Origin of the sequence: Traorella massiliensis, from assembly GCF_900104665.1 — a bacterium.
Classification (GTDB): domain Bacteria; phylum Bacillota_I; class Bacilli_A; order Erysipelotrichales; family Erysipelotrichaceae; genus Traorella; species Traorella massiliensis.
In genome coordinates, this window is record NZ_LT629968.1 from 169212 (window position 1) to 193300 (window position 24089).

The 24089-nt window shown below is 34.3% G+C and carries 26 protein-coding genes and 1 tRNA gene; 19 read left to right on the top strand and 8 right to left on the bottom strand.

The genetic code is table 11. The features are described 5' to 3' along the window. Positions 1 to 71 precede the first annotated feature (71 nt). The 5 genes from BQ5367_RS05290 to BQ5367_RS05310 all read left to right on the top strand — a co-directional run bounded on the left by BQ5367_RS05290 (position 72) and on the right by BQ5367_RS05310 (position 3705). A complete protein-coding gene (locus BQ5367_RS05290; protein ID WP_071441499.1) occupies positions 72 to 584 on the top strand; it encodes a hypothetical protein in 513 nt (170 codons plus the stop codon). 277 nt (positions 585 to 861) lie between these two features. After that, positions 862 to 1341, top strand: coding sequence for a helix-turn-helix transcriptional regulator (locus BQ5367_RS05295; RefSeq protein ID WP_071441500.1), 480 nt, complete (start codon positions 862 to 864; stop codon positions 1339 to 1341). Between the two features lie 301 nt (positions 1342 to 1642). Then, complete coding sequence (locus tag BQ5367_RS05300) at positions 1643 to 1984, top strand: type II toxin-antitoxin system PemK/MazF family toxin (protein WP_071441501.1); 342 nt, start codon at positions 1643 to 1645, stop codon at positions 1982 to 1984. 96 nt (positions 1985 to 2080) lie between these two features. Beyond that, on the top strand, positions 2081 to 2317 hold the full coding sequence (locus BQ5367_RS05305; protein WP_071441502.1) for a helix-turn-helix domain-containing protein: 237 nt from the start codon (positions 2081 to 2083) through the stop codon (positions 2315 to 2317). 74 nt (positions 2318 to 2391) lie between these two features. Beyond that, complete coding sequence (locus tag BQ5367_RS05310; protein WP_071441503.1) at positions 2392 to 3705, top strand: site-specific integrase; 1314 nt, start codon at positions 2392 to 2394, stop codon at positions 3703 to 3705. A 165-nt stretch (positions 3706 to 3870) separates the two neighbouring features. Here the strand turns inward: BQ5367_RS05310 and BQ5367_RS05315 are convergent. Continuing rightward, positions 3871 to 3954: transfer RNA gene (locus BQ5367_RS05315), tRNA-Leu, on the bottom strand. A gap of 214 nt (positions 3955 to 4168) precedes the next feature. On the opposite strand from BQ5367_RS05315, the gene BQ5367_RS05320 reads away from it, so the two are divergent. Next, the gene (locus tag BQ5367_RS05320; protein WP_071441504.1) at positions 4169 to 5446 is read left to right on the top strand and encodes a helix-turn-helix domain-containing protein; all 1278 of its coding nucleotides are present in this window, start codon (positions 4169 to 4171) and stop codon (positions 5444 to 5446) included. Positions 5447 to 5742: 296 nt separating this feature from the next. On the opposite strand, the gene BQ5367_RS05325 is transcribed toward BQ5367_RS05320, so the two are convergent. Further along, a complete protein-coding gene (locus BQ5367_RS05325; RefSeq protein WP_071441505.1) occupies positions 5743 to 6231 on the bottom strand; it encodes an inorganic diphosphatase in 489 nt (162 codons plus the stop codon). Positions 6232 to 6354: 123 nt separating this feature from the next. Between BQ5367_RS05325 and BQ5367_RS05330 the strand changes: the two genes are divergently transcribed. From BQ5367_RS05330 to BQ5367_RS13475, 4 genes are all read left to right on the top strand, one after another. Beyond that, positions 6355 to 6708 carry a phage holin family protein gene (locus BQ5367_RS05330; protein ID WP_071441506.1) on the top strand — a complete coding sequence of 118 codons (354 nt, stop codon included), beginning with the start codon at positions 6355 to 6357 and terminating at the stop codon, positions 6706 to 6708. A 127-nt stretch (positions 6709 to 6835) separates the two neighbouring features. Next, entirely contained in the window at positions 6836 to 7654 is an 819-nt protein-coding gene (locus BQ5367_RS05335; protein ID WP_071441507.1) for a transketolase, read from the top strand. A gap of 1 nt (position 7655) precedes the next feature. Beyond that, entirely contained in the window at positions 7656 to 8603 is a 948-nt protein-coding gene (locus tag BQ5367_RS05340) for a transketolase family protein (RefSeq protein WP_071441508.1), read from the top strand. Continuing rightward, positions 8581 to 8736 (top strand): hypothetical protein, encoded by a 156-nt coding sequence (locus BQ5367_RS13475; protein ID WP_154667079.1) that lies wholly within the window; start codon positions 8581 to 8583, stop codon positions 8734 to 8736. Before BQ5367_RS05340 ends, BQ5367_RS13475 begins: the two co-directional genes overlap by 23 nt. Positions 8737 to 8752: 16 nt before the next feature. Here the strand turns inward: BQ5367_RS13475 and BQ5367_RS05345 are convergent, their stop codons facing one another. Next, complete coding sequence (locus tag BQ5367_RS05345; RefSeq protein ID WP_071441509.1) at positions 8753 to 9136, bottom strand: desulfoferrodoxin family protein; 384 nt, start codon at positions 9134 to 9136, stop codon at positions 8753 to 8755. 132 nt (positions 9137 to 9268) lie between these two features. Here BQ5367_RS05345 and BQ5367_RS05350 point away from each other — a divergent pair, with 132 nt between their 5' ends. The 3 genes from BQ5367_RS05350 to BQ5367_RS05360 all read left to right on the top strand — a co-directional run bounded on the left by BQ5367_RS05350 (position 9269) and on the right by BQ5367_RS05360 (position 12597). Further along, the gene (locus BQ5367_RS05350; protein ID WP_071441510.1) at positions 9269 to 9976 is read left to right on the top strand and encodes an ABC transporter ATP-binding protein; all 708 of its coding nucleotides are present in this window, start codon (positions 9269 to 9271) and stop codon (positions 9974 to 9976) included. Next, positions 9969 to 11528, top strand: coding sequence for a hypothetical protein (locus BQ5367_RS05355; RefSeq protein WP_083383174.1), 1560 nt, complete (start codon positions 9969 to 9971; stop codon positions 11526 to 11528). The genes BQ5367_RS05350 and BQ5367_RS05355 overlap by 8 nt, the downstream gene beginning before the upstream one ends. 142 nt (positions 11529 to 11670) lie before the next feature. Continuing rightward, positions 11671 to 12597 (top strand): 1-phosphofructokinase family hexose kinase, encoded by a 927-nt coding sequence (locus BQ5367_RS05360; RefSeq protein ID WP_071441512.1) that lies wholly within the window; start codon positions 11671 to 11673, stop codon positions 12595 to 12597. A gap of 52 nt (positions 12598 to 12649) precedes the next feature. Here the strand turns inward: BQ5367_RS05360 and BQ5367_RS05365 are convergent, their stop codons facing one another. The 5 genes from BQ5367_RS05365 to BQ5367_RS05385 form a co-directional block, all read right to left on the bottom strand. After that, positions 12650 to 13201: a hypothetical protein gene (locus BQ5367_RS05365; protein ID WP_071441513.1), complete on the bottom strand. Its 552-nt coding sequence runs from the start codon at positions 13199 to 13201 to the stop codon at positions 12650 to 12652. Next, on the bottom strand, positions 13198 to 14049 hold the full coding sequence (locus tag BQ5367_RS05370) for a hypothetical protein (protein WP_071441514.1): 852 nt from the start codon (positions 14047 to 14049) through the stop codon (positions 13198 to 13200). Before BQ5367_RS05370 ends, BQ5367_RS05365 begins: the two co-directional genes overlap by 4 nt. A 10-nt stretch (positions 14050 to 14059) precedes the next feature. Continuing rightward, positions 14060 to 14950, bottom strand: a complete 891-nt coding sequence (locus BQ5367_RS05375; protein ID WP_071441515.1) for a hypothetical protein — start codon at positions 14948 to 14950, stop codon at positions 14060 to 14062. A gap of 63 nt (positions 14951 to 15013) precedes the next feature. Then, on the bottom strand, positions 15014 to 15727 hold the full coding sequence (locus BQ5367_RS05380; RefSeq protein WP_071441516.1) for an SDR family oxidoreductase: 714 nt from the start codon (positions 15725 to 15727) through the stop codon (positions 15014 to 15016). Then, positions 15696 to 16475, bottom strand: coding sequence for a DUF975 family protein (locus BQ5367_RS05385; RefSeq protein WP_071441517.1), 780 nt, complete (start codon positions 16473 to 16475; stop codon positions 15696 to 15698). Before BQ5367_RS05385 ends, BQ5367_RS05380 begins: the two co-directional genes overlap by 32 nt. 231 nt (positions 16476 to 16706) lie before the next feature. Here BQ5367_RS05385 and nifJ point away from each other — a divergent pair, with 231 nt between their 5' ends. From nifJ to BQ5367_RS05420, 6 genes are all read left to right on the top strand, one after another. Then, a complete protein-coding gene (gene nifJ, locus BQ5367_RS05390; protein ID WP_071441518.1) occupies positions 16707 to 20216 on the top strand; it encodes a pyruvate:ferredoxin (flavodoxin) oxidoreductase in 3510 nt (1169 codons plus the stop codon). Between the two features lie 72 nt (positions 20217 to 20288). Next, a complete protein-coding gene (locus BQ5367_RS05395) occupies positions 20289 to 21068 on the top strand; it encodes a hypothetical protein (RefSeq protein ID WP_071441519.1) in 780 nt (259 codons plus the stop codon). An 88-nt stretch (positions 21069 to 21156) separates the two neighbouring features. Continuing rightward, a complete protein-coding gene (locus BQ5367_RS05400) occupies positions 21157 to 21543 on the top strand; it encodes a Fur family transcriptional regulator (protein ID WP_071441520.1) in 387 nt (128 codons plus the stop codon). A 366-nt stretch (positions 21544 to 21909) separates the two neighbouring features. Further along, positions 21910 to 22185 (top strand): hypothetical protein, encoded by a 276-nt coding sequence (locus BQ5367_RS13580; RefSeq protein WP_071441522.1) that lies wholly within the window; start codon positions 21910 to 21912, stop codon positions 22183 to 22185. Further along, entirely contained in the window at positions 22170 to 22898 is a 729-nt protein-coding gene (locus tag BQ5367_RS05415; RefSeq protein ID WP_071441523.1) for an LTA synthase family protein, read from the top strand. Before BQ5367_RS13580 ends, BQ5367_RS05415 begins: the two co-directional genes overlap by 16 nt. A gap of 50 nt (positions 22899 to 22948) precedes the next feature. After that, positions 22949 to 24040 carry a hypothetical protein gene (locus BQ5367_RS05420; protein WP_071441524.1) on the top strand — a complete coding sequence of 364 codons (1092 nt, stop codon included), beginning with the start codon at positions 22949 to 22951 and terminating at the stop codon, positions 24038 to 24040. Positions 24041 to 24089 lie beyond the last annotated feature (49 nt).

Here is a 24089-nt window from a genome sequence, read left to right on the forward strand (position 1 = left end):
ACTAATTCTAGTAAGTTCGTAGAAAGCACTATAGATAATTTCAAATAAATTTTGTTAAATTGAATAGTTTGATGAAGATCAAACTATTTTTTAAAATAGTAGAGGAAACAAATATTTATAATAATTTAAAAAAATCAAATTTTAAAGTTTTCTATGATGATTGTAAAAAAAGAAAGAGGTTTTTCATAAAAATAGGTAATGATTTTATAGAAGTTTCGGAAGAAGTATATAAATTGTTTAAAAGTAGTTACGATAAGATTAGATATGAAATTAAAATTAAAGTAGAAAGATCGATTATCAGTTATAAGGATATTGATCAGTCTACTTTTTTTATTATGGATAATAAAACACAGAATAATCCTATTGATAAAATATATCTTCATGATCTTGCAGAATTGGCTAAAAAAGAAATCTATAATTTGAATGATAAATATAGAGATATCGCAATTTGCATATTTTTAAAGGAGATGACGATAAAGGAAACATCTGAGTATCTTGGAATACCAAATACTACTGTTTTTGATCGAAAGAAAAAGATTCAAAAAATACTACAAAAAAAATTAAAAGAATCCGAATTTTTTTAATATTGTTTTCATTCTTACTGGTGAAGATACGTCATCAGGAGGAAAACAAACATGAAAAATAAAAATCATTATTTATTTTACTGTACTTTATATTGGAACATCTTCAATATTTGCAGTCTTCAATGCTTCAGCAGTATAAAGAACTATATTATTGCGTACATAAATGAAATCAGTATAGTCTTTAAAGAAAATTTAAGAAAACCCTGCTGATAATATTTGGTGCAGAATACGTGCACCACCTTCTTTCATTTCTTTAGTGGAAAGAAAGGAGGCTTATATGTCCTATAATAAAAGTTCTGAAGAAAAGAAATGGAGAAAATGGAAAAATAATGAAGAAAAGTTATTAAAAAAATATGGGTTGTCTGAAGAAGAGATTCATGAGTTGCGTGATTATGACTGGAAACAGTTCAACGAAGAAAGACGATATAGGGAAAGACAGGTAACTGGATTTGATTATATGAATCAGATAGAATCGCCAGTAGCTTCTCTGCCTGTTCGTGATTTTCATGATATTCTGGATCAGCTTCAGGATGAAGAACTGTATGATTTCCTAAAAAAACTCAATCAGCAGACGATGGATATTCTTTATCTTAAGGTAATCGGATATACAGTGAAGGAAATTGCTGAAATGATGGGCTTAAAGGAAGATACTGTTCGCTACCGTATAAGGGTTATTAGAAAAAAAATAAAAAATAATCAGCAGTTTCAATATTTTGGCAGTTTTCGTCGGCTAATAAGTGAAGGGCAACCTTTATGATCTTTGAAAACTGAATACCAGTGCAATTACGTTGTTGATGTCCCAGCCCTTAGATGAGTACGCTTGCGAGAAATACTTGATCTTAAAACGGTAGCTGCCAGTAGGCCGTGAAAGGCATCAGATATAATGATACTCATATTCGTCCATTTTCAGTGACAATATCTGGGTGAGAATCCCGGAGGTGAAATTCCTGTGGACTGCTCTAGCCAGGCAGTCGGTTGCACTGCAGAAAACATATTATAAAAGGAAAGTCAGATTTATCTGGCTTTCCATACATAGATGTGAAAGGAGGATTCTATTTATGAGGCGTGGTGAAATCTATTATGCGGATTTGAGAACCACACGTGGATGCGAGCAGGGAGGAATTCGACCCGTATTGATTGTTCAGAATGATGTAGGAAACTATTTCAGTCATACTACGGTTATTGCTGTATTGACGAAAAGATCACATCATAAGCCTTCACTTCCTACTCATGTATACATTGTAAGCAGAGATGGACTATACAGTGATTCAATCGTAATGGCAGAACAGATAAGGACGATTGATAAAAGAAGAATATTATCGAAGATTACTTCTTTAAATGAATTAGAGATGAAAGAAGTAGATAAGGCACTATTAAATAGCTTAGGCATATATCATTAGTTAAATTTGAATTAGAAATCAGATTGTAAAAGTTACTGACCTGATATTTATTTAGATTTATTTAATTATAAATATGTAATTTAAAGGAGTTTGACTATGGAAATCAACGTAGAAAATTATAACAGTGTGTTTAAGGAATATCCTGATGTAGTTGATGTAAAGACATTATGTAGAATGTTGGGTGGCATAAGTAAAAAAAGTGCTTATAAGTTGCTTAATGAAAATAAAATTGATCATATTAAAATTGGTCGTAAATTTTATATTCCAAAGTATCATGTCTTGAGATACCTGGAAATCATCAATTTAGTCGAAAATGTACAAAATCAAAAATAGTAAACTCGCTTTTGTTACTGGTTGATACTAAAATAATACTGCCAGTGAACGATCAAATGTTAGGAGGGATATGAATGAATAAAAAAACTGGCAAAAAGGAAGTATCTGGATATATAAAGGAAATAAATGGTATCTGGCATATCGTTATCGTTTATTATGATGTCCAAGGAAAACGTAAATTTTCTTCAGTATCTACCAAACTAAAAGTGAAAGGAAATAAACGTAATGCTGCAAAACTGATGGAAAACTTAATTGATCTTTTTGAAACTCCGAATGAAGGAGAAAAGTTAAATCTAAAAAAGTATCTGAATAGCGATTTAGGCAAAAACAAAGTTAAACTAGAAAAAGCAAAAACAGGAAAGAAAGTAAAACATAAAAAAGATGAACAAAATAAATTTATACCAATTACATCAGATATGCTATTTGCTGACTTTTTGTTTATTTGGCTAAGAGCAGTAAAAAACAGCATAGCATTAAATACTTATGGTACTTATTATATGACAGTAAATTCTAAGATTGCTCCCTATTTCAGAGAAAGGAATATTAAACTGAATGAGCTGTCTACGATAGATTTACAAAACTATTACGCATATGAAGAAGAAGTTGAAAGGTTATCACCAAATACTATTTTGAAAAGACACAACAATATTAATCAGGCATTGAAATATGCAATCGATTTAGAGCTGATTGAAAAAAAACCTGCAGATCGGGTCATCAAACCAAAAAAAGTAAAATTTACGGGAGGTTCTTCATATTCACAGGAAGAACTAACAGAATTATTTAAGATATTCAAAGGTGATCCGTTAGAGATAGCAGTGTATTTTGCAGCATATTATGGGCTACGCAGAGAGGAAATTGTAGGAATCAAATGGAAGAATATTGATTTTGAAAACCATACGCTGACGATACGCAGTGTTGTAACGAATGGTCTGATTAACGGAAAAGTAATAGAAATAGAAAGAGATAATCCTAAGAACATATCAAGTGAACGAACATTTCCATTGGTGAAATTATTTGAAGACTTACTTATAAAAATGAAAGCAGATCAGGAAAAAAATAAAAGGATTGCCGGTCGAAGCTACAATCCTCGATATTTGGATTATATCTACGTTGATAAATTAGGTAATCGAATCAAACCAGGGTATATCACTCAGCATTTTAATCAACATCTTAAGAAACATGGTGCAAGACATATTCGCTTTCATGATCTCCGCCACACATGTGCAACACTAATGCTGGCGAAGGGAGAGAATCTGGTTAAAGTTCAAAAGTGGCTAGGACACTCGAACATTTCGACAACCGCCAATATTTATTCACATTTAGATTTTCAGTCCAAAGTAGATTCTGCAAATAATCTGTTGAATATCATGCCAGACAGCCTAATTTAATGAAAATTGTGGTAATTTTTTTGGGGCGTAATTTTTAGATTTTTTTGCAAATTGTGGTAATTTTTAGGAAAAACCTGAAAAATGCCAAAATTGTGGTAAAAAAATAAAATAAAAAAAATCCTTAAAATCTTTCAGGAAGTCCGATTTTAAGGAATATTTTCAATATGGTGCGCGTGAAGGGACTCGAACCCCCACGGATGAACCGCCAGATCCTAAGTCTGGTGCGTCTGCCAGTTTCGCCACACGCGCATTTGAATTGCTTTAATATTATAGCAATCCTTTGCATAAAAATCAAGATAAATTTTATGTAGCTTTTGTAAAGTAAAGTGAAAAGTTAAATTCTACTTTAATATAGGAAGAGATGAATTTAATCTTTCACAAAATTCATGTTGAATTTACTCTTTCAATATGTCATATTGAAAATGACCGGAAGCAGCCAGAATCACAAAGAAAGGAGGCCCTTATGGCTGCCACAAATAAAAATAAACATATGACCGAAAATGAAAGAAAAATTATTGAATCAAGTATTCGTAATGGTGCCACCCATACGGCCATTGCACAAGTCATCGGTAAAGACAAGTCTACCATAGGAAAGGAAATCAGGCTTCATCGGGTCCTGACTTATAAATGCAATCTTCCTCTGGAATGTGTGAACCGATCCAAATGCTCTCATAATCACAGCTGTAAATTGGAATGCCCTGATTATATCCGGTTTAAATGCTCACGAAGAGACAGAAGTCCCGGGGCCTGCAATGGCTGTTCAAAATTTCATTCCTGCAGATTCAATAAATATGTCTATCAGCCCGAAACAGCTCACAGAGAGTACAGGAATACGCTTGTCGATTCAAGAGTGGGCGTGAACCTGACAACAGAGGAGGCAAAAAAGATGGGCGGAATTGTCAAACCGCTTCTTGATCAGGGCCAGTCCCCTTATCAAATCATTCAGGCTCATCCGGAATTAGGAATTACTGAAAGAACCCTCTATACTTATATCGAAACAGGCGTATTCAGTATTGTCGGAATCAGTGTTATGGACCTAAGACGCCAGGTATCCAGAAAAAAATTCAAGTCTAAGAAAGCCGCTTTAAAAAAGCGTGAAGACAGAAGATTCCTGAAAGGGAGAACCTATAAGGATTACTGTAACTATCTCTCCGAGAATGAGGACGCCAGAATCGTACAGATGGATACGGTATACAACGATATATCAAATGGTCCATTTATTCAGACATTCAAATTTGTGAAATACGGCTTCCTGTTCGGCATCCTTCACGAAGAGAAAACAGAGGAAGCGATGGTTTCAGGCGTGAATGCTTTAGAAAATCTTTTAGGCAGCGAACTTTTCCATGAAGAAGTTGAAATTCTTCTGACAGACCACGGAAGCGAAATGGCCGATGCAGAAGGAATTGAAAAAAAAGAAAACGGAGCAAGAAGAACCCGTGTCTATTACTGTGATCCGATGCAGTCCACACAAAAGGCAACCCTGGAAAACAATCATATTGAACTGCGCTACATTTTTCCAAAAGAAACAGATTTAAGAGCTCTGGGGCTAACATCTCAGAAAGCCTTGAATACTGCACTGTCGCATATTAACTCGATGTCAAAAGAAAAGCTCAACGGAAAGTCACCCATTGAGCTGATGGAATTTCTTCATCCTGAACTCATGAAGAAATTCAACGATTTTGGAATTACCAGAATCGAAAAAGATAACATTATTCTAAAGCCCTACTTATTGAAAAAATAATGAATTAAAAACCAGCTGCTTCACGGTCTTTCAAACAAAACATAGTAGAATTTAGTCTTTCCAGCCAAAAAAATTTCTAAATTCTCCTATCCTTTATTGCGGCCTTTTTATGTTATCGTCAATAATATTATATACCTGAAACAGTAATTCCTACAATAACAAAAAGCAAATAACTATCCGTCTGTCCTGATAACTATTTCATTTTAGAAATGATGAACGACTAATTTCCACATTTTTTTGTCGCTTTTTAAAGTAGAATTTAACTTTTCACTTCACGGTAGCTTTTGTAAATCGAATTATTTATCTAAATAAGCCTTTCTGCAATCCTCAATTAGTTGAAGAGCCTCTTCTTTTCCGTGATATTCGCCTACCGTTACTTCGATATCTTCTAATGTTTTATAGTTTTCAAAAAAGTTATGAATTTCTTTTAAAGTAAAAGAGGAAACATCTTTTAATTCCTGGACTTCATCGTAACGTGGATCACAATCGATAACTGAAATCAGTTTATAGTCCTCCTTACCATTATCGATCATCGTTAGATAGCCTACAACACGGCAAGGAACGATACAGCCAGGATATGTTGGTTCTGTGCCAATAATGAGAATATCCAGTGGATCGCCATCAGGTGCGAGGGTATTCTCAATGATTCCATATTCAGTAGGATAACCCATAGCTGAATAAAGCACACGATCTAATCTGATTTTACCGGTTTTCTTATCAATTTCATATTTGTTTCTTGAACGGAATGGAATTTCCACAACCGCTTCTACAACATCATATTTCATAATTTCACACTCCTTGAATTATTATAACATATTCATCTGAATTTTTATAATATCAAAATTGTTATAAACTTTGCATTCATCAGATTTTATGGTACAATACTGCTCAAAAGTGAGGGTGATATTATGAGCAAAGGTATTGTTCGTTTTGTTTTAGAACTTATTTTAGGAGCAGGTGTGATCATGCTGATGAGCTATCTTTTTGATGGCGTATATGTTCGTGATTTTTCGATAGCCTTTTTAGTAGCTATTGTATTATCGTTATTAAATAAGTTTGTGAAACCTATTTTATCGGTATTGGCTTTACCAATCACGATCATGAGTTTAGGACTGTTTCAGCTGGTCATCAATGGAGTGATTTTATATTTAGCTGTGATGGTGTTAGAACCTGATTTTCAAATTGCATCATTTGGTTTAACCATTTTGACAGCAATATGTATATCTATATTATATAGTATCTTAGGAATTGGAAAAAATTAAAGCATCCTTTAGAGATGCTTTTTTTAATAAAGATAGAAAAAAGTATTGAATATCTGAAAAATACTTTCATATGACTACCATTTATCCTCAGAATCAAGTATAATGTACTAAGCTAGAGGAGGAACCTATGTTAACAACACAAGAGTTGAAACAGCATTCTGTAAATATTCGAAAGAATATTATTAAGATGGTAACAAGTGCGCAGAGCGGACATCCGGGAGGAAGCCTGTCAAGTGCAGATATGATCACCTATTTATACTTTAATGTCATGGACATTAATCAAGATAATGTAAAAGGAATCGATCGTGACCGTTTTGTCTTAAGCAAGGGACATGCGTCACCACTATTATATGCGGTATTAAGTGAAAAAGGATTTATCGATGAAGAGGAATTGATGACTTTTAGAAAAATCAATTCAAACTTACAAGGGCACCCGAATATGCTTTCCGTAGATGGTGTTGACATGTCGACAGGTTCTTTGGGACAGGGAATTAGTGCAGCTGTAGGGATGGCAATGGCGAACAAACTGGATCAGAATGATCACCGTATTTATGCCTTATTGGGAGATGGTGAAAGTCAGGAAGGTCAGGTATGGGAAGCCGCTATGGCAGCTGCTCATTATAAACTGGATAATTTGTGTGTGATCTTAGATTACAATGGTTTGCAAATTGATGGCAGTATACATGACGTCATGGATCCATCACCATTAGATGAGAAGTTTAAAGCATTTGGATGGCATGTCATTGAGATTGACGGGCATAACTATGAAGAAATAGGAAAAGCCTTTGCACAGGCAAAGACGATTAAAGGACAGCCGACTTTGATCTTTGCCCATACGATCAAAGGAAAAGGTGTATCATTTATGGAAAACCAATCTGCATGGCATGGAGTGGCACCAAATGCAGAACAATGTGCATTGGCATTGAAAGAACTGGATGGTGAGTAGGATGTCAAAAATAGCGACTAGAGAAGCTTATGGAAAAGCTTTAATGAAATTAGCACAGCAAAGAGATGATATTGTTGTGTTAGATGCGGATCTGTCAGGATCGACAAAATCAGGAAGTGTTAAAAAAGTAAAACCGGAAGTTTTCTTCAATATGGGAATAGCGGAAGGAAATATGATGAGTGTAGCAGCAGGGTTAGCAGCAAGCGGCAAAACCGTATTTGCCTCCAGCTTTGCAATGTTTGCATCAGGAAGAGCTTTTGAACAGATTCGTAATAGCATCGGCTATCCTTCATTAAATGTGAAAATATGTGCAACACATGCAGGTTTGAGCGTAGGGGAAGATGGTGCCAGTCACCAATGTATAGAAGATATGGCATTGATGCGTGTAATTCCGGGTATGAAGGTTTTTCAGCCAGCGGATGCGATTGAATGTGAACAGCTGATTGAAACGATAGCGGATATCAAGGGACCATGTTATGTAAGAATGAGTCGCTTGGCTACAGAACAAGTACATGATGAAAGTTATCAATATGAATACGGAAAAGCCGATGTGATCCAAGAAGGCAAAGATGTTTTAATCATTGCTAGCGGTTTGGAAGTGCTGGAAGCTGTAAAAGCCAGTGAATTATTAAAAGAAGAAGGGATCATACCAACAATTTTAAACATTCATACGATCAAGCCATTAGATGAAAAAACGATCATTGAAATGGCACAGAAGCATTCGATTATCCTTACAGCTGAAGAACATTCTGTTATTGGCGGCTTAGGAAGTGCGGTAGCTGATTGTTTATGCCGTAACTATCCTGCTAAGCTGACGATGATCGGAGTTCAGGATACTTTTGGAGAAAGTGGTAAGCCAGCTGAGTTATTTGACAAATATGAAATAGATGCACGACATATCGCAAAGAAGGTAAGGGAAGCATATTATGGAAACAATCAAACTAGATGATGAAGATTTTGGTGAATTTAATGATTTGATGGAAGAATATGAAAATCTGATTGAAGAATTTAAAGAAAAAAATCAGGATATTGCCATTCAAATCGATGAAACATTGAACGAAAAAAAAGCGAGTCAGGATTGATTCGCTTTTTTTATGCTTATAGAGTTGTTTTCCAAAGACCGTGTAAATTGCAGTATTCATAAACGGCTACAACACTTTCACCTTCTGCTAATTTGAATGAAGCCGTTGGTCCTTCATTAGGATTTAGATATTTTTTCATACCACCTAAATTAGTTTGTACATAAATCCACTGAATATAATGTTCTGGAAGCATTGGATGATCTACACTGCCAACACGAACAACGACATTATCTTTTTCAACATTTACAACAGGCACGTGCTTTTCTCCTGCTCCATCACTTGTATTAGGTACTAGCTCATGCATGTTTTCACCACAGCAAACAATAGGAACACCTGATTCATTGATCATTTCTACAATATTGCCGCAGTGATTACATCTAAAAAATTTTACATCTTTCATAATTCTTGTTCCTCTCTTTCAACTTCATTATAGTCTCTTTCATTCGCATATGCAAGCAGATGACACTTTAGAAATATAACTTGATGAGAATAAGCATAAAGATATAATAAAAGATGACTACAGGAGGACTTTATGAAACTAAAATTAGAGGGAATTCAAAAAAGTTTTGAATCAAAAGAAGTTTTAAAAAATATTACCTTTGAATTTGAAGAAGGAAAGATATATGGACTTCTTGGAAGAAACGGTGCAGGAAAAACGACACTTTTCAATTGTATAAGTGAAGATATTCCTTATGATAAAGGAGAAATGAAAATCATTGAAGATGATCAGGAAAGAAAACTTATGGCGGATGATATAGGATATGTATATTCAACACCACAGGTTCCGGATTTTCTAACAGGAAGAGAATTTTTAAATTTTTTTATCGACATCAATCGTTCTAAAATAACGAATTTAAAAAGCATTGATGAATATTTTGATTTAGTAGGTATTGAACCGGAAGATCGGGATCGTTTATTAAAAGACTATTCTCATGGTATGAAAAATAAAGTAATGATGCTTGTGCATATTATCTTTAATCCAAAGATCCTTCTTCTTGATGAACCGCTGACAAGCTTTGATGTTGTTGCAGCTGCACAGATGAAACAGCTTTTAAAAGATATATCAAAAGAACATATCTTAATTTTTTCTACACATATCATGGAATTGGCTTTAGATCTTTGTGATGAGATCATACTTCTGACACATGGCGAATTAGAGAAAATCGATCGTCAGGGAGAAAATCGGGATATGTTTGAGGATATGATCATTTCTAAATTAAAGGGTGAAGATGATGAATGAGTTTGTTTATTCATTTCAGTTAAAAAATGTTTATCGCACAAATTCTTTTCTATATTATTTAAAACGTTTTCCATTGATCAAACGTTTGATACCAAACGATATTTATGCGAAAAAAGGGTTAAAGACCTTTGCGAAATGTTTAGCTTTTCTTTATGAATTTGCGACATTATTTATCTGGAAGTTGCTTTATTTGTTTTTAATATTTACAATTCCATCGATGATGATGGAAACATCTGTTGATTTGGCTGCTTCTTTTCATCTTTTCTTCTTCATGACATTGATTGGAGGCTTGTTGAATACATCACTCTTGAATCCTACCAAGGATAAATATTATGCAATCTGTCTGATGAGAATGGACGCTAAAAAAATAGCTTTGAGTGAATTTCTTTATTTCCAGTTAAAAAATTTAGCTGGAATGGGGATTGCGGCGTTTTTAATCCAAATGTTTATTCCGCTTGATTTTATTTCTTGTCTCAGTTTGTCTTTACTGGTCGTTGCATGTAAATTCATTATAGCTGGCTTGCTCTTAAAAAAGAGTCAAAAGAAAGTTTATAATGAAAATAAAGGAGATATCTTAAAACTTGTTTTATGTCTGATCTTTCTTGGGGCAGCCTTTGTACCATTTTTCTTTTCAATGTATATGTCGATGCAGATATACTATATTTTATGTGGAATCATGCTGGTTGTATCTTTAGCAGCAGTAGCTTATTTATATAAGTTTGAAGGATATGCGTCTATTTATAAAGAATTATTAAAACCGGATAATATTGTTTTTGATCTGGCACAGGTCCAAAAACAAGGAAATAAGGTTTTCACAGAGAAAATTGAATATGAGCATATTACTACTTCTAAGAAAGGATATGCTTATCTTAACCAGATTTTTGTACAGCGTCATAAACGATTACTGACAAAAACTGCGAATCGAATCGCTCTTGGTTCATTAGCAGTAATCGTTTTTCTTTTGCTGGCGGTTATTTTAGTAGAGCCTGTAAGAATCGGCATCAATACTTATCTAATTAGTTTTTTACCTTATTCATTATTCCTTATGTATTTGATCAATCGTGGAGAATCGACTACTAAGGCGATGTTTATCAATTGTGACAATGCGATGCTTCATTATCGTTTTTATCGTCAGCCTTCCGCAATACTTGGAATGTTTAAAGAACGTTTGCAGAGCCTGATTCTTATCAATCTGCGTCCGGCGGCTGTTATTGCATTGGGATTGACTTTATTATTAGTAGTAAGCGGTGGCAGTACAAATGTTTTTGATTATGTTATATTACCGGTAACGATTATTTGCTTATCCATTTTCTTTTCAGTTCATTATCTGGCTCTTTATTACTTGCTTCAGCCGTATAATAGTGAAGTAGAAATGAAAAATCCATTGTATACAGTAATAACAGCCTTTACTTATTTTGTTTGTTATGCTTTTATGCAACGAATTGATTCACATTATTTTGGTATATGGGTCATTGGTCTGACCATTGCTTATATCATTATTGCCTTAATCCTGACTTATCGTTTAGCTTCGAAAAGCTTTCGACTTAAGTAAAGGTGTACGCATGCAGGTGCATGCGTTTTTTTTCATGAACTATTGAAATTTAATTCATGATTTCTCATATTTTCAGAAAGAGTTGAAAACGTCTGATAGAACGTGATAAAATAGGGAATAATCGGGGGAGGGGTAAAAGTCTATGATTTATACATGTACATTAAATCCTGCTCTTGACAAAATGGGATATGTTGAAAAAATTCAGCTGAATCAGATGAATCGTCTGACACATATCGAAAATGATGCAGGAGGCAAAGGAATCAATGTTTCAAGAGATATCAAGGCTTTAAATCACAAATCAGTTGCTGTTGGTTTTTTAGGTGGTTCTGCAGGAACCTTTATTGAAATGCTTCTGCGAAGAGAAGACATTGATCATCATATGATAGAAATACTTGGTAATACACGAACAAATTTAAAAGTATTTGATGAAAATGGTGTCAGTGAATTTAATGAGGAAGGACCTTTTGTGTTGAATGATGAGCTGGAAGCGCTGTTAGACTTTTTTAGAAGTCATCTTGATGAAAGATGTATTCTTGTGATCAGTGGTTCAATGCCAAAGGGCTGTGGTTTAGATACATATAAAAGGATCATTGAAATTGCAAAAGAAAATGAGGCTTTAGTTTTTTTAGATACCAGTATGAAATATCTATTACCATCTTTAGAAGCACATCCGGATATCGTAAAGATCACGAGCGCTGATCTAGCAAAATTAAATCATATTGATGCTCGTTTAAGTGAAGAAGAAATTGCTTCAATGGGACGTAATTTTATCCGTCAGAATTGTGAAATGTTATGTGTGTCTCATGAAAACCAGGGGATTTATTTAATTACGAAAAATAAGATCTTGCATTGTACACCAATGGATTTAGAAATTAAATCAAAGGTAGGTGTTGGTGATGCTTTTGTAGCCGGTTTTGTTGTAGGACTTGAAAACGGGTTAAGAGATGAAGAGGTATTGCGTCTGGCAGGGGCTAGCTATGCAGCGGCTTCTCAGCGTTCCAATGCCCACCCTAAAAATTATGAGGAAGTGCATGCATATTTAGATCAGATCATCATTGAAAGAGTATAATTAAAGAAATGTTGCATAAAAAAAAGGCTGGATATCGTAACCGGCCTTTTGTTTATAAAACCTCATTTAAAATCTTATCCATCATGAAACGTTTGCTTCGGTGAATGGCTTTTTGTACATATTCACAGCCATTAATATAGCCGTTAACGTACGCTTTTTTATAATGGGAACTGCGTAGTTTGATTTCTTTGATTTGTGCTTTGATACGCTTTTCTAAGTCATCTAAATTATTTGTATAGCTATCTAAAAGCAATTGAATATCATGTAATGCTTCCTGATGACCTTCTTTAAAATAGCCACGATATTTGATTTCATATTCAACGCTAGAAATAGCTTCTCTGACATATTCAAGACGAGAAGAATATTCTTTTAAAAATTTAGAAAAGTGAGGCTTGCTGCCTTTTTTATCACGAAACTCACCATCAACAAACTCAGAAAAATTATTGTAGCCATTGTTTTTTAAAGAATCCTCAATGGTTTCAGAGATATTTTTAGAAATGTTATTAACACTGCTTGAAACTTTTTGAGCGATTTCTTCTCCATTGATCTGTGAGAAGTAATTATCAATAGTATCAAAAAGGTCCTTATTGTTATTCTTGCTCATGCTACTCCTCCATAAACGCTTTTTACCTGGTCTTTGTTCATTTCATCAACAACCAGACCATCTTTCTTTAAAAGATTCTCTAAAACACTCATATCGACATTTAAATTCAATTTTTCTTCATCAAATAATGAACGGGTAATATTTTTTATAGCTTCATTGACTAAAACCAATGTTTGATTTAATTTCTTCTTTAAGGCAGCAGCTTCATCAGTTTTGCTTACTTTGCAGTAATTGTGAAGAATATCTAAAAGGATAGGTAAATAATATTGATCCAGCTTATGGATTTTTTCGTTTTCCAAAGGGTATTCTAGTAATAGTTTTTGAAGATATTTAAGCTGATTGGAACAATTATAAAGCCCTAATGAGATTTCTTCATCGGTAATATCGATGTTATAAGAATCAATGGCTTCAATCGTATTTTCAAAAGGTAGTGCCTGTTTTTCTTTTGATATTTCTCTTTCAGGCATTTTGACTTCTGTATTTATGATATTTGTTAATAATGCTTTATATCTATCATCATATTTTTCTTTAAAGTCAGATAAAGCACATATTCTTTCAGAATTATAATACACATCAATATCTGAAAATTCATGTCCATTTTTAACAAGCTGTATATGACCATTCAAATCTAAAGGATTGCTGATTTCTAATTTTTTTAATACATTTTTTTCTAACTTCCGATATTTATTAAATTGCAGTGATCTTGGATAAAAATCAAAGATCAGGCAGATCGTAATCACAACAGGAATCAAAGAGATCAGATCATGATCTAAAATGCTTAAATAGTCATTGAGTGTCCCATATATGACCCACATTATGATAATAATAGGAATTTTATATTTTCTCATGCTTCCACCCCTACTTTATTTTCTTATATAATTCTTCCATGGATAAAGTCAGCTGATCGTCAATCAAGCCATCTTTTTTTAATAAGTCTTCTAAAACATTCATATTGACATTCATATCAAGCTCATCTTTCTCAAACAAGCTGGAAGTAATATTTTGAATAGCTGTATTTACTAGATCGATCGTTTTTATCAGATTTTCTTTGGATTGCTTAGTATCACCATTTACTTGGGAAATCTTGCAGTATTGTTCAAGAATATCTAATAAGATCGGCAAATAATGCTGATGGAGCTTTTTGATCTTATCGTTTTCTTGAGGGTAATCAGCGAGCAACTGCTGAAGTTTTTTTAAATGGAAACTGCACTCATCCAAAGCCTTTGAAATAACTTCATCAGGAATATCTTCATTAAGATTATCAATTTTCAAAATTGTATCATTGAATAATTGAGTATTTTTATCTTCCTGTTTTATCAGTTCCTGATTTACATTTTGAACAGAAGCATCATTGAATATCTGATATACTTTTTCTAATAGGATCTGATACTGGTGCTCGTAATTTTTCTTATATTCGTTAAGAGAACATAATTCTTTATCTTTATAGACAATAAAAACATCTTTTAAGTTTTTGCCATTTCCCAGAAGCTTGATATATTTGCTGACTTTAACCATATCGCTACTTTTCACAAGCAATAATAAGGCTTTTTCCATTTCTTTATTTTTGAGACGTTGATTGTATTCATCAGGATGTATTTTCTTTTCTATAAAATTTATGATGATTTTCATAATAAAAAGAATGAGCAAAGCAATGAAAAGATTCATAAAAAGATCTATATTATCGTTGACCATTTCTAAGACGGTTACGACAATAATGAAAAGAAAATAATAATTCGTTAATTTTTTCATACAATCACCTCCTCTATTATAAACGAAAACGATTTAAAAAGAAATCGGCGAAATTGCCGATTTTTAAAAATTACTTTCTGCCATAGGACGTAAAATCAGGTCATGAACGACACCGTCATCAATTTCCATCGTATCAACAAGTACCTTTGCAAGTTTTTGGGCATTGAGATAATCAGGGCGATCAAGTTCTCTGAAATTCGTATTGATGCCGCCTGGATAGATAGCGCTGACTTTGATGTTATCTTCACGAACCTCTTTCACAAGAGCTTTATGAATGGCTTTCATGGCTTGTTTAGTTGCGGTATAAGCGGCCATGTTGACATTATCATAAAGACAGGCGCTAGAAAGGATGTTCATGATCAGTCCCTCTTTCTTTTCTTTCATTTTAGGAAGAAAAGTCTGTATAAAGGCAAGATGAGATACACAGTTTAAATCAAACATATAACGTAATTCATCCAGATCGATTTTTTCAACGGGAGCCTTTCTTACATTGGCCCCGGCATTATTGACCAGAATATTGATTTCCTGAAAGGTATCTAATACATGATTTGCAAACTGGATACATGCCTGTGAATCGCTGGCATCGAAGCAGGCAGCAAGTACTTTGATTTCAGGATTGATATCGTTGATTTCCCGTATGACGCTGCGTAATTTTTTCTCATTTCTGCCACATAGGGCCAGCTGTGCAGGAGTGCGATGAGCAATCTCTAAAGCAATAGCTTTTCCAAGACCATCGCTGGCTCCGCTAATGAAGATCTTCGATTGTTGGTTCAACATACTCTGTTTCTACCTCGCTTTCATCATCGATCGGTGCTAAATATCCATCATCGATCGCTTTATCTCTTAAGAAAATATAAGCTTCACATAAAGTTGCTTCCTGATAAGGAGTGACATAGAAGAGGGCAAGACCACAGGTAACGATGCCTAATAGATACCATGGCAAGAAGGATATTTCAAGAATAAATATATCTAGTTTGACACCTTTTGTCAGCATCTTTGTCATCTCAAAGACTTCTGATGAATCCATGTTTGGATTTTCAGCTAAGATATACGGAATCATATAATACTGATAGGCTTTATAGATACCTGGGATGACAAAGAGCAATGTCCATAGGAAAGTATAAATATCTCTCAGTAACATGATCTTGACGACATTAAGATAGGTCTTACTGGTAAACATGGAAAACAGCACTTCAAAACGTCTAGGTTCCTGACGATTTTCCACAAAGAAGCGGTTCATACCAACTTTAAGAGGATTGGAAATGAAGATGGAATAGGCCAGTGTTAATAGAGATATAATCACGGCTAAGGAAGTAGAGATAGCTACTGTGATGAAATCTAAAGAAATCACATAATAATCTCCCAGCCCCATTCTAAAATAGTACTGTCCTGTTTCTAGATTGACTACTGTTCCAAAGTTGGAAGAAGTCAAAAGGGAAAAAACAAGAAAGGTGCCGATGACGATCCATATATTGCGATGAATGCTGTCTTTAGCACGCTGTTTTAATTCAGCTCGTATAAACATGGTATTCCTCCTTGGGTTACTATATTATGTATTATAACTGATTCTAGAAGAAAAGAAATCAAAAATAGCTTTTTTGTAAGAAATATTATATTTTTTTTCGAATCAGACATAAAAAATGATTATTTTAAAAGGAATATAGAGAAGATTTAAAAAACATAAAAAAACTAAAAAATTTCTTTTAAAATAAACTCTTTAGGTCTATAATAGAATAGGAAATTAAGGAGGATTAGCATGACAAAGAAATTTATGTCAATGGATGGTAATAACGCTGCGGCGCATTGTGCGTATGCGTTTACAGAAGTTGCAGCGATTTACCCTATTACACCATCATCAACTATGGCAGAAGTTGTTGATGCATGGGCCACTCAAGGCCGCAAAAATATTTTTGACAGCGTCGTAAAAGTTGTAGAAATGCAGTCAGAAGGCGGAGCTGCCGGAGCTGTTCACGGTGCTTTACAAGGAGGGGCGTTGTCTACTACCTTTACCGCAAGTCAGGGCTTGTTATTAATGATTCCAAATATCTACAAGATGGTAGGTGAATGTCTGCCAGGCGTAATTCATGTGGCTGCCAGAGCCATTGCCGGACGTGCTCTTAACATCTTTGGAGATCATGAAGATATTTATGCATGCCGTCAGACAGGTATCTGTATGCTTGCCAGTCATTCCGTGCAGGAAGCAATGGATTTAGGAGGCGTTGCTCACTTATCTGCTATTAAGGCGCATGCACCTTTTATTCACTTCTTTGATGGATTCCGTACTTCTCATGAAATTCAGAAAGTAGAAGTAATGGATTATGAAGTGTTTGATCGTTTATTAGACAGAGAGGCATTAGCTTCTTATAAAGCAAATGCTTTGAACCCGCATTCAAATCCGGTAACTCGTGGTGGTGCTGAAAATGATGATATTTTCTTCCAGGGAAGAGAAGCTCAGAATGAGCATTACGCAAAAGTTCCTGATATCGTAGCTGAATACATGAAAGAGATTTCTAAGGTTACAGGACGTGAATACGCACCATTTACTTATTATGGAGCAGAAGATGCTGACCGTATCATCGTTGCAATGGGGTCAGTAACAGAAACGATTAAAGAAACAATTGATACTTTAGTTGCTAACGGTGAAAAAGTTGGTTTGATCAAAGTTCACTTATATCGTCCATTCTCTACGAAGTATCTGAGTGCTGTTTTACCTTCTACAGTTAAGAAGATTGCCGTATTGGATCGTACAAAGGAAATGGGTGGCCGTGAACCTCTATATCTAGATGTTCTAAATGCATTGAAAGATCGTAAAGAACTTACGATTACCGGTGGACGTTATGGCTTAGGTTCTAAAGATACAGCTCCAAATCAGATCAAAGCTGTTTATGATGAACTGGCTAAGGATGCACCAAAAGATGAATTCACGATTGGCATCAATGATGATGTTACACATTTATCATTACCAGTAGATAAGGATTTTGAAGTAAAGACTGATTATACTTCCTGCTTGTTCTATGGCTTAGGATCTGATGGTACGGTAAGTGCTAATAAGAACTCAATCAAGATCATTGGTGACCATACAGATCAGTATGTTCAGGCTTACTTTGCTTATGACTCTAAAAAAGCGGGCGGGGTAACTCGTTCTCACCTGCGTTTTGGAAAGTCACCAATCAGATCTACTTATTACATTAATAATGCAGATTTCATTTCTTGCTCATTGGATGCTTATGTATTCAAATATGACATGGTTAGCAACCTGAAAAAAGGCGGTACATTCTTATTGAATACAACATTCCCAAAAGAAGAACTGGAAAGCCATTTACCAAATCGTTTATTAGCTACTTTAGCGAAGAAACAGGCAAAATTCTATATCATTGATGCGACTAAGATCGCTCAGGAAATTGGTATGGGCAGAAGAACAAATACAATTCTGCAATCTGCTTTCTTTGCTTTGAATACGCAGATCATGCCTTATGATGAAGCAGTAACCTTGATGAAGGAAGCTGCTAAGAAATCTTACTCTAAGAAGGGTGAAGATATCGTATTAGCAAACTATAAGGCAATTGATTCTGGTAAAGATGGACTTGTTGAAATTCCTGTTAAGCCTGAATGGGCAGATTTGAAATATGATTCTGGAAGAAAGCCAATCGGTGATGAATATTTCGATAATCATGTAGCACCAATCAATCATTTGGAAGGCTATGATCTGCCAGTAAGTGCCTTTACAAAATATAACTTGTTAGATGGTTCTATCCGTAACAATGTTGCTTATGAAGAAAGAAGAACGATTGCGGTACAGGTACCTACTTGGGAACCTGATAACTGTATCCAGTGTGGTTTCTGTTCATATGTATGTCCTCATGGAACCATTCGTCCATTCTTATTGACAGAAGATGAAGTGAAGAATGCCCCAATGGAATTTAAGACAATTAAAGCAATGGGCAAGGGTGTTGAAAATTTACAGTATCGTATTCAGGTATCTCCAGATAACTGTGTAGGATGCGGACTTTGCGTAACTGAATGTCCAGGTAAAGCTGGCAATAAGGCATTGAAGATGGTTGATGTCAATGCGAAGTTAGATCAGGTACCTTTGGCTGATTACCTTTATAAACATACTCCTTACAAGACTCAGTACTTCTCAACAGATACAGTTAAGGGAAGTCAGTTCATGATGCCTTACTTTGAAGTATCAGGAGCTTGTCCAGGATGTGGTGAAACTCCTTACTATAAACTGGTATCTCAGTTGTTTGGTAAAGACATGATGGTTGCTAACGCTACAGGATGCTCAATGATCTATTCTTCTAGTACACCTTCTACACCATTTGTTAATGATGAAAATGGTAATGGTGTTGCCTGGGCTAACTCATTGTTCGAAGATAATGCTGAATATGGTTATGGTATGGCATTGGCTCAGAACTTTAAAGAAGCTAGAATCTTGAAGATCATGGAAGACAACATGGAAAGTGTTGAACCTGAATTAAAAGATGCTTTCACAAAATATATCGAAGCTGGCAACAACCGTGATGCTCAAAGAGAATTGGTAGAACCAATCATGAGTGGTGTAAAAGCAAGTGCTAATGAAGCTGTAAAAGAACTTGTTGACTATGAAAGAGACTTGGTTGGTAAGTCAATCTGGATCGTTGGTGGTGACGGATGGGCTTATGATATCGGATACGGCGGATTGGATCACGTATTAGCCAATAACTTAAATGTTAACATTTTAGTATTGGATACAGAAGTTTATTCTAATACAGGTGGACAGTCTTCTAAATCAAGTCAGGCTTCATCAATTGCGAAGTTTGCAGCTGGTGGTAAAGCAACAGCTAAGAAAGATTTAGGACAGATCGCTATGGCTTATGGTCATGTATATGTAGCTTCAATTTCTATGGGTGCTAACAAGGCTCAGACGTTGAAAGCATTGAAGGAAGCTGAAAGCTATGATGGACCATCATTGATCATTGCATACTCTCCATGTGCTGAACACGGTATCAAGGGTGGTTTAAGCAATCATCAGAAATCACAGGCTAAAGCAGTTGAATGTGGTTATGTAACACTTTATCGTTATGACCCACGTAAAGAACAGCCATTGACAATTGATTCTAAGGCTCCTAACTTTGATGAATTCAATAACTTCCTGATGAGTGAAACACGTTATTCACAGTTACCAAAGGTTAAAGGCGAAACAACAGCATATGAAATGTTTGAAAAGACAAAGAAAGATGCAATGAAACGCTATGACCGTTTAGTAAAACTGTCACAGGAATAATCTTATAAAAGCGAGGAAACCCTCGCTTTTTGATTGTTTTATAGTATAATAATGTAAAAAAAAGGAGGACTTATGAAGATTTGGATGCCGCCACAGATAAAAGAAAAAAATCATTATTCAATAGAGATAATAGGAGGTATAGCTGGTATTGTCCTTCTAGCATTGCTCTTAGTCATAGGAAGTTCCTTTCTTATGATTTATTTATCTGAAAGCAAAGAAATCGTTGCATTATTACTATGCTTATTTATTACGATATTTATGATCTGGTTAGCCATAAAACTGGGAAGACGCTCTAAGAGGAATACGACCCTTTTCTGTATGGAACAGGAACATCTTTATATTATTGATGTTTCTAAGTACATAAGCTATCATAAAGGGCTTTTCGGTCATGCTGAAATGGTGAGTGAAACGGCAAAAAGGCTTGAAGAAGTTAAAAAAGAATTGGAAAGGGATAAACAGCTTCCTGCTGAAGCCGCTGAAATCATACAAGTAGATAATCTTCGTGAGCATCCAAACTATTATTCACTTGTATGTAAGATCAAAAATAAGGAAGATCAGATTTATCGCTGGACATATTTGATGATGAAGGGATATGAGAATGAAGAAGAATTACGTATGATCTTAGAGAGAAAGCGATCGGCATACAGAAGTGTTGAAATAAAAGAAGAGCGAAAACCGTTTTATATATTTATAGCTGCTTTATTATTGATTATCTTTGTTTTGTTATGTGTTGTAAGTCATCCATCTATTCATCTTCTTTCTGATAATTTATATTTTCCTTTTTTGGGTTTATCATTCCTTATTTTCTGCATTACCTTGTATCTTTTCATAAAATGGCGGCGTGGAGAATAATTATAAAAAATAATCTAAGAAGCATAAATATAAGTTCATTTTAGGTATTATTCTTGACTTCATTAGTACTTGCAAGTAGAATATACATATGAAACAGACAAGACAGAAAACAATGATACTCAATGCTGTTATGAATCGTGATGATCATCCAACAGCTGAAATGGTTCATCAGGCACTTCTTTCTATAGATCCGCATATCTCACTGGCAACGGTTTATCGGAACCTGAATACTTTCGCAGCGAAAGGCAAGATTCGTAAAATAGAGATGTCGAATATGAAAGATCGTTATGATTTCCGAACGTCTTCTCACGATCATGCTTACTGTGTAAGATGTGGTAAACTGATTGATGTAGAATCCCGTTATTCTAAAAAACGTCACACTTTGCTTGAGGATGATTTTAAGGTTAATGAGGTTGAAGTCTTGTATAAAGGTATCTGTAAAGAATGTCGTAATCAAAATAATTGTGATGGCTGATCAGCCATCTTTTATTATGAAAATTCTAGCAGTGAATGTAAAAGAGTTGTATAATAGGAAAACAAAGGTGATATGATAGGATCTTTTTTAATGATATTCATTGGATTAACTCTAGCGGTTTCTGCTGGCTGGGCATTTAGTTATTTTGGATTATCCTGTTTTGAACAGATTATATTTCATTTAAAAGTTCCTTTAGAAGGAACAAATACGCAGTTTATCACTGATTGGTTTAAAAAATGTTTCTTAAAGCATTTTTGATCTCATTGTTATTTTTAATACCCAATATTTTTGAATTCTATGCAAATATTTTTCCTTTGATATCTATTTGTGTTTTTGTCATCTGTATTTTATATGGAGCAGCTAAAGTTGGAATCTTTGGAAACGACCTATGCCTCTAAAGAAAAAGGTGGTAATTATAAAGAAGATCTTATTGAAGAAATCACTCAGCTTGCAGAAGAACATCTCAATTTCTCTCATCAAAGCCGTTTAGGAGGCTATCATGTAGTAGCTGGTAGCGGATGGACAACCGGAGGAATCGTTGCTTCTACAAGTGGTCTTCCATTAATCATTCCTCTGACAACACAACGTTTTTCAGAGGGCGGCCTTTTCTTCCAGGGGCATATGCTTTGGGGGATATCTTAAAGAAAGAAGGTTATCAGCAGGAATATCTGATAGGTTCTGATGCATTATTTGACGGTAGAAAGTTTTATTTTGATACGCATGGCAATTATCATATTTTTGATTTAAAAGAAGCCTATAATGAACATAAGCTGCCTGAAGATTATCATGTCTTCTGGGGATATGAAGATGAAAAGCTCTTTAGTTTTGCGAAAGAAGAAATATTACGTTTGTCACAAAATGATCAGCCTTTTAATTTTACGATGCTGACCGTTGATACGCATCATCCTTATGGCTATAAAGATGCTCAATATAAAGAAAAATATCCAGAACAGTTATCAAACATCATTCGAGGCAATTCAGAAAAAATCGGTGAATTTATCGACTGGTTAAAGAAACAGCCTTTTTATGAAAATACAACCATTGTTATCATGGGGGATCATACGAGCATGGCAGCTGAATATATTCATAAAACATATGATTCAGATTATGAACGTACGGTAATGAATGTGATTATCAATTCGCAGGAAAAAACAGCTTTTAATCATCAACGTCTTTTTACGGCATTTGATCTTTATCCTACGATACTGAGTGCCATGGGTGTGGAAATTGAAAATGATCAGCTAGGATTAGGGGTCAGCCTATTTAGTGAAAAGAAAACTCTTGCGGAAGAAATGGGATTGCCTAAATTAGATCAGCAATTGAGACAACAGTCTAAAAATAAGATTTTAAAATAATAATATAATCCTTCTTTTAAATGTGTTAGAATATTAAAAAAGAGGGAATTATGAGAAATAATAAATCAACAGGAAAATATCATACAAACGAATCACTGGATACAACCATAAGATACTATAATACAGAACAGTATGCTTGTTTCAAACGTCTTCATCCTGGAGATGTAATTTTCGCAAAGATGCCGTTGTCCAATGAAATGCTCTTAGAAATTGAAGAGAGTCACCGCTCTAGGCCTTTTTTAGTGGCTAGAAAAGATAGGACATATGTATATGGCTATCAATGTTCTTCTTCATTAATGCCATGGCTAAAATCATATGAATATCATCCTTATCGTCAAAGCATTTATCATGATAACAAGGATTCATATTTTCAATTTAACTGCTATTATAAAATTCCTATTGATCATATTGAACGTTATTTAACTACCCTTTATTATGATGACTGCTATGAAATTCAGCGGAAATTGCTCATGTGTGAAAACCATCGTCAATCAAAAGTTCATTTTAAGATTGATGTATCTTTGCGCTTAGGTGACATATTTATTAAAAATGGAAAGTTATACTTGATTTATCAGAGCGATCATTCTAATCATTATGCATTTCGAACCTATGAAATCATAAGAAACCATGCTCAAAGTGTTGAAGCAGATGGATTTTATTTTGGGTTTAATTTTAATGACCGGCTGATTTTAAAGAAAAATGAATATTATTCTCTCTATTATCACTTCAATTATGATCAGCTATATCAGGCTGAAGCAATCAGAAAAAAGGTAAAAAGAAGTACTTCAAAAGAGGCTTTATTTAAACTTGAAAGAGGCATGAAGCTTTTAGATAGTCATGATATGGAATATATATATTTATTTACAAATGAAAAAATAAACTATGCATTGGATCTTAAACAGAAACAAATCGTAAAAATGAAGCATTTAAATGAATTACAGCCAATAGAAATGTTGAATCAGAAATTACTCTATCATTATTGCATATCTCTTTATTCAAGTAATAAGAAATGGAAGAAAGAATTAAATCAGCTTCTTGATGAAACATCGGAAAAAGGAAAACTTTACTTATATGTCAATAGATATTTTTACTCATTGTATTATTTTTTAAGAAAATATATGTATAAGCAAAATCATGAGTAAATAAGCAGTCTGACAATCAATCACAAATGTAGAAAAGATATATCTTATT

Coding starts and splice junctions, on each gene's coding strand:
- BQ5367_RS05360 (WP_071441512.1), top strand. CDS start 11,671: ATGATTTATACATGTACATTAAATCCTGCTCTTGACAAAATGGGATAT.
- nifJ (WP_071441518.1), top strand. CDS start 16,707: ATGACAAAGAAATTTATGTCAATGGATGGTAATAACGCTGCGGCGCAT.
- BQ5367_RS05295 (WP_071441500.1), top strand. CDS start 862: ATGTCCTATAATAAAAGTTCTGAAGAAAAGAAATGGAGAAAATGGAAA.
- BQ5367_RS05370 (WP_071441514.1), bottom strand. CDS start 14,049: ATGAGAAAATATAAAATTCCTATTATTATCATAATGTGGGTCATATAT.
- BQ5367_RS05335 (WP_071441507.1), top strand. CDS start 6,836: ATGTTAACAACACAAGAGTTGAAACAGCATTCTGTAAATATTCGAAAG.
- BQ5367_RS13475 (WP_154667079.1), top strand. CDS start 8,581: ATGGAAACAATCAAACTAGATGATGAAGATTTTGGTGAATTTAATGAT.
- BQ5367_RS05365 (WP_071441513.1), bottom strand. CDS start 13,201: ATGAGCAAGAATAACAATAAGGACCTTTTTGATACTATTGATAATTAC.
- BQ5367_RS05310 (WP_071441503.1), top strand. CDS start 2,392: ATGAATAAAAAAACTGGCAAAAAGGAAGTATCTGGATATATAAAGGAA.
- BQ5367_RS05305 (WP_071441502.1), top strand. CDS start 2,081: ATGGAAATCAACGTAGAAAATTATAACAGTGTGTTTAAGGAATATCCT.
- BQ5367_RS05320 (WP_071441504.1), top strand. CDS start 4,169: ATGGCTGCCACAAATAAAAATAAACATATGACCGAAAATGAAAGAAAA.
- BQ5367_RS05350 (WP_071441510.1), top strand. CDS start 9,269: ATGAAACTAAAATTAGAGGGAATTCAAAAAAGTTTTGAATCAAAAGAA.
- BQ5367_RS05345 (WP_071441509.1), bottom strand. CDS start 9,136: ATGAAAGATGTAAAATTTTTTAGATGTAATCACTGCGGCAATATTGTA.
- BQ5367_RS05290 (WP_071441499.1), top strand. CDS start 72: ATGAAGATCAAACTATTTTTTAAAATAGTAGAGGAAACAAATATTTAT.
- BQ5367_RS05400 (WP_071441520.1), top strand. CDS start 21,157: ATGAAACAGACAAGACAGAAAACAATGATACTCAATGCTGTTATGAAT.
- BQ5367_RS05420 (WP_071441524.1), top strand. CDS start 22,949: ATGAGAAATAATAAATCAACAGGAAAATATCATACAAACGAATCACTG.
- BQ5367_RS05395 (WP_071441519.1), top strand. CDS start 20,289: ATGAAGATTTGGATGCCGCCACAGATAAAAGAAAAAAATCATTATTCA.
- BQ5367_RS05325 (WP_071441505.1), bottom strand. CDS start 6,231: ATGAAATATGATGTTGTAGAAGCGGTTGTGGAAATTCCATTCCGTTCA.
- BQ5367_RS05380 (WP_071441516.1), bottom strand. CDS start 15,727: ATGTTGAACCAACAATCGAAGATCTTCATTAGCGGAGCCAGCGATGGT.
- BQ5367_RS05355 (WP_083383174.1), top strand. CDS start 9,969: ATGAATGAGTTTGTTTATTCATTTCAGTTAAAAAATGTTTATCGCACA.
- BQ5367_RS05300 (WP_071441501.1), top strand. CDS start 1,643: ATGAGGCGTGGTGAAATCTATTATGCGGATTTGAGAACCACACGTGGA.
- BQ5367_RS05385 (WP_071441517.1), bottom strand. CDS start 16,475: ATGTTTATACGAGCTGAATTAAAACAGCGTGCTAAAGACAGCATTCAT.
- BQ5367_RS05330 (WP_071441506.1), top strand. CDS start 6,355: ATGAGCAAAGGTATTGTTCGTTTTGTTTTAGAACTTATTTTAGGAGCA.
- BQ5367_RS05340 (WP_071441508.1), top strand. CDS start 7,656: ATGTCAAAAATAGCGACTAGAGAAGCTTATGGAAAAGCTTTAATGAAA.
- BQ5367_RS05375 (WP_071441515.1), bottom strand. CDS start 14,950: ATGAAAAAATTAACGAATTATTATTTTCTTTTCATTATTGTCGTAACC.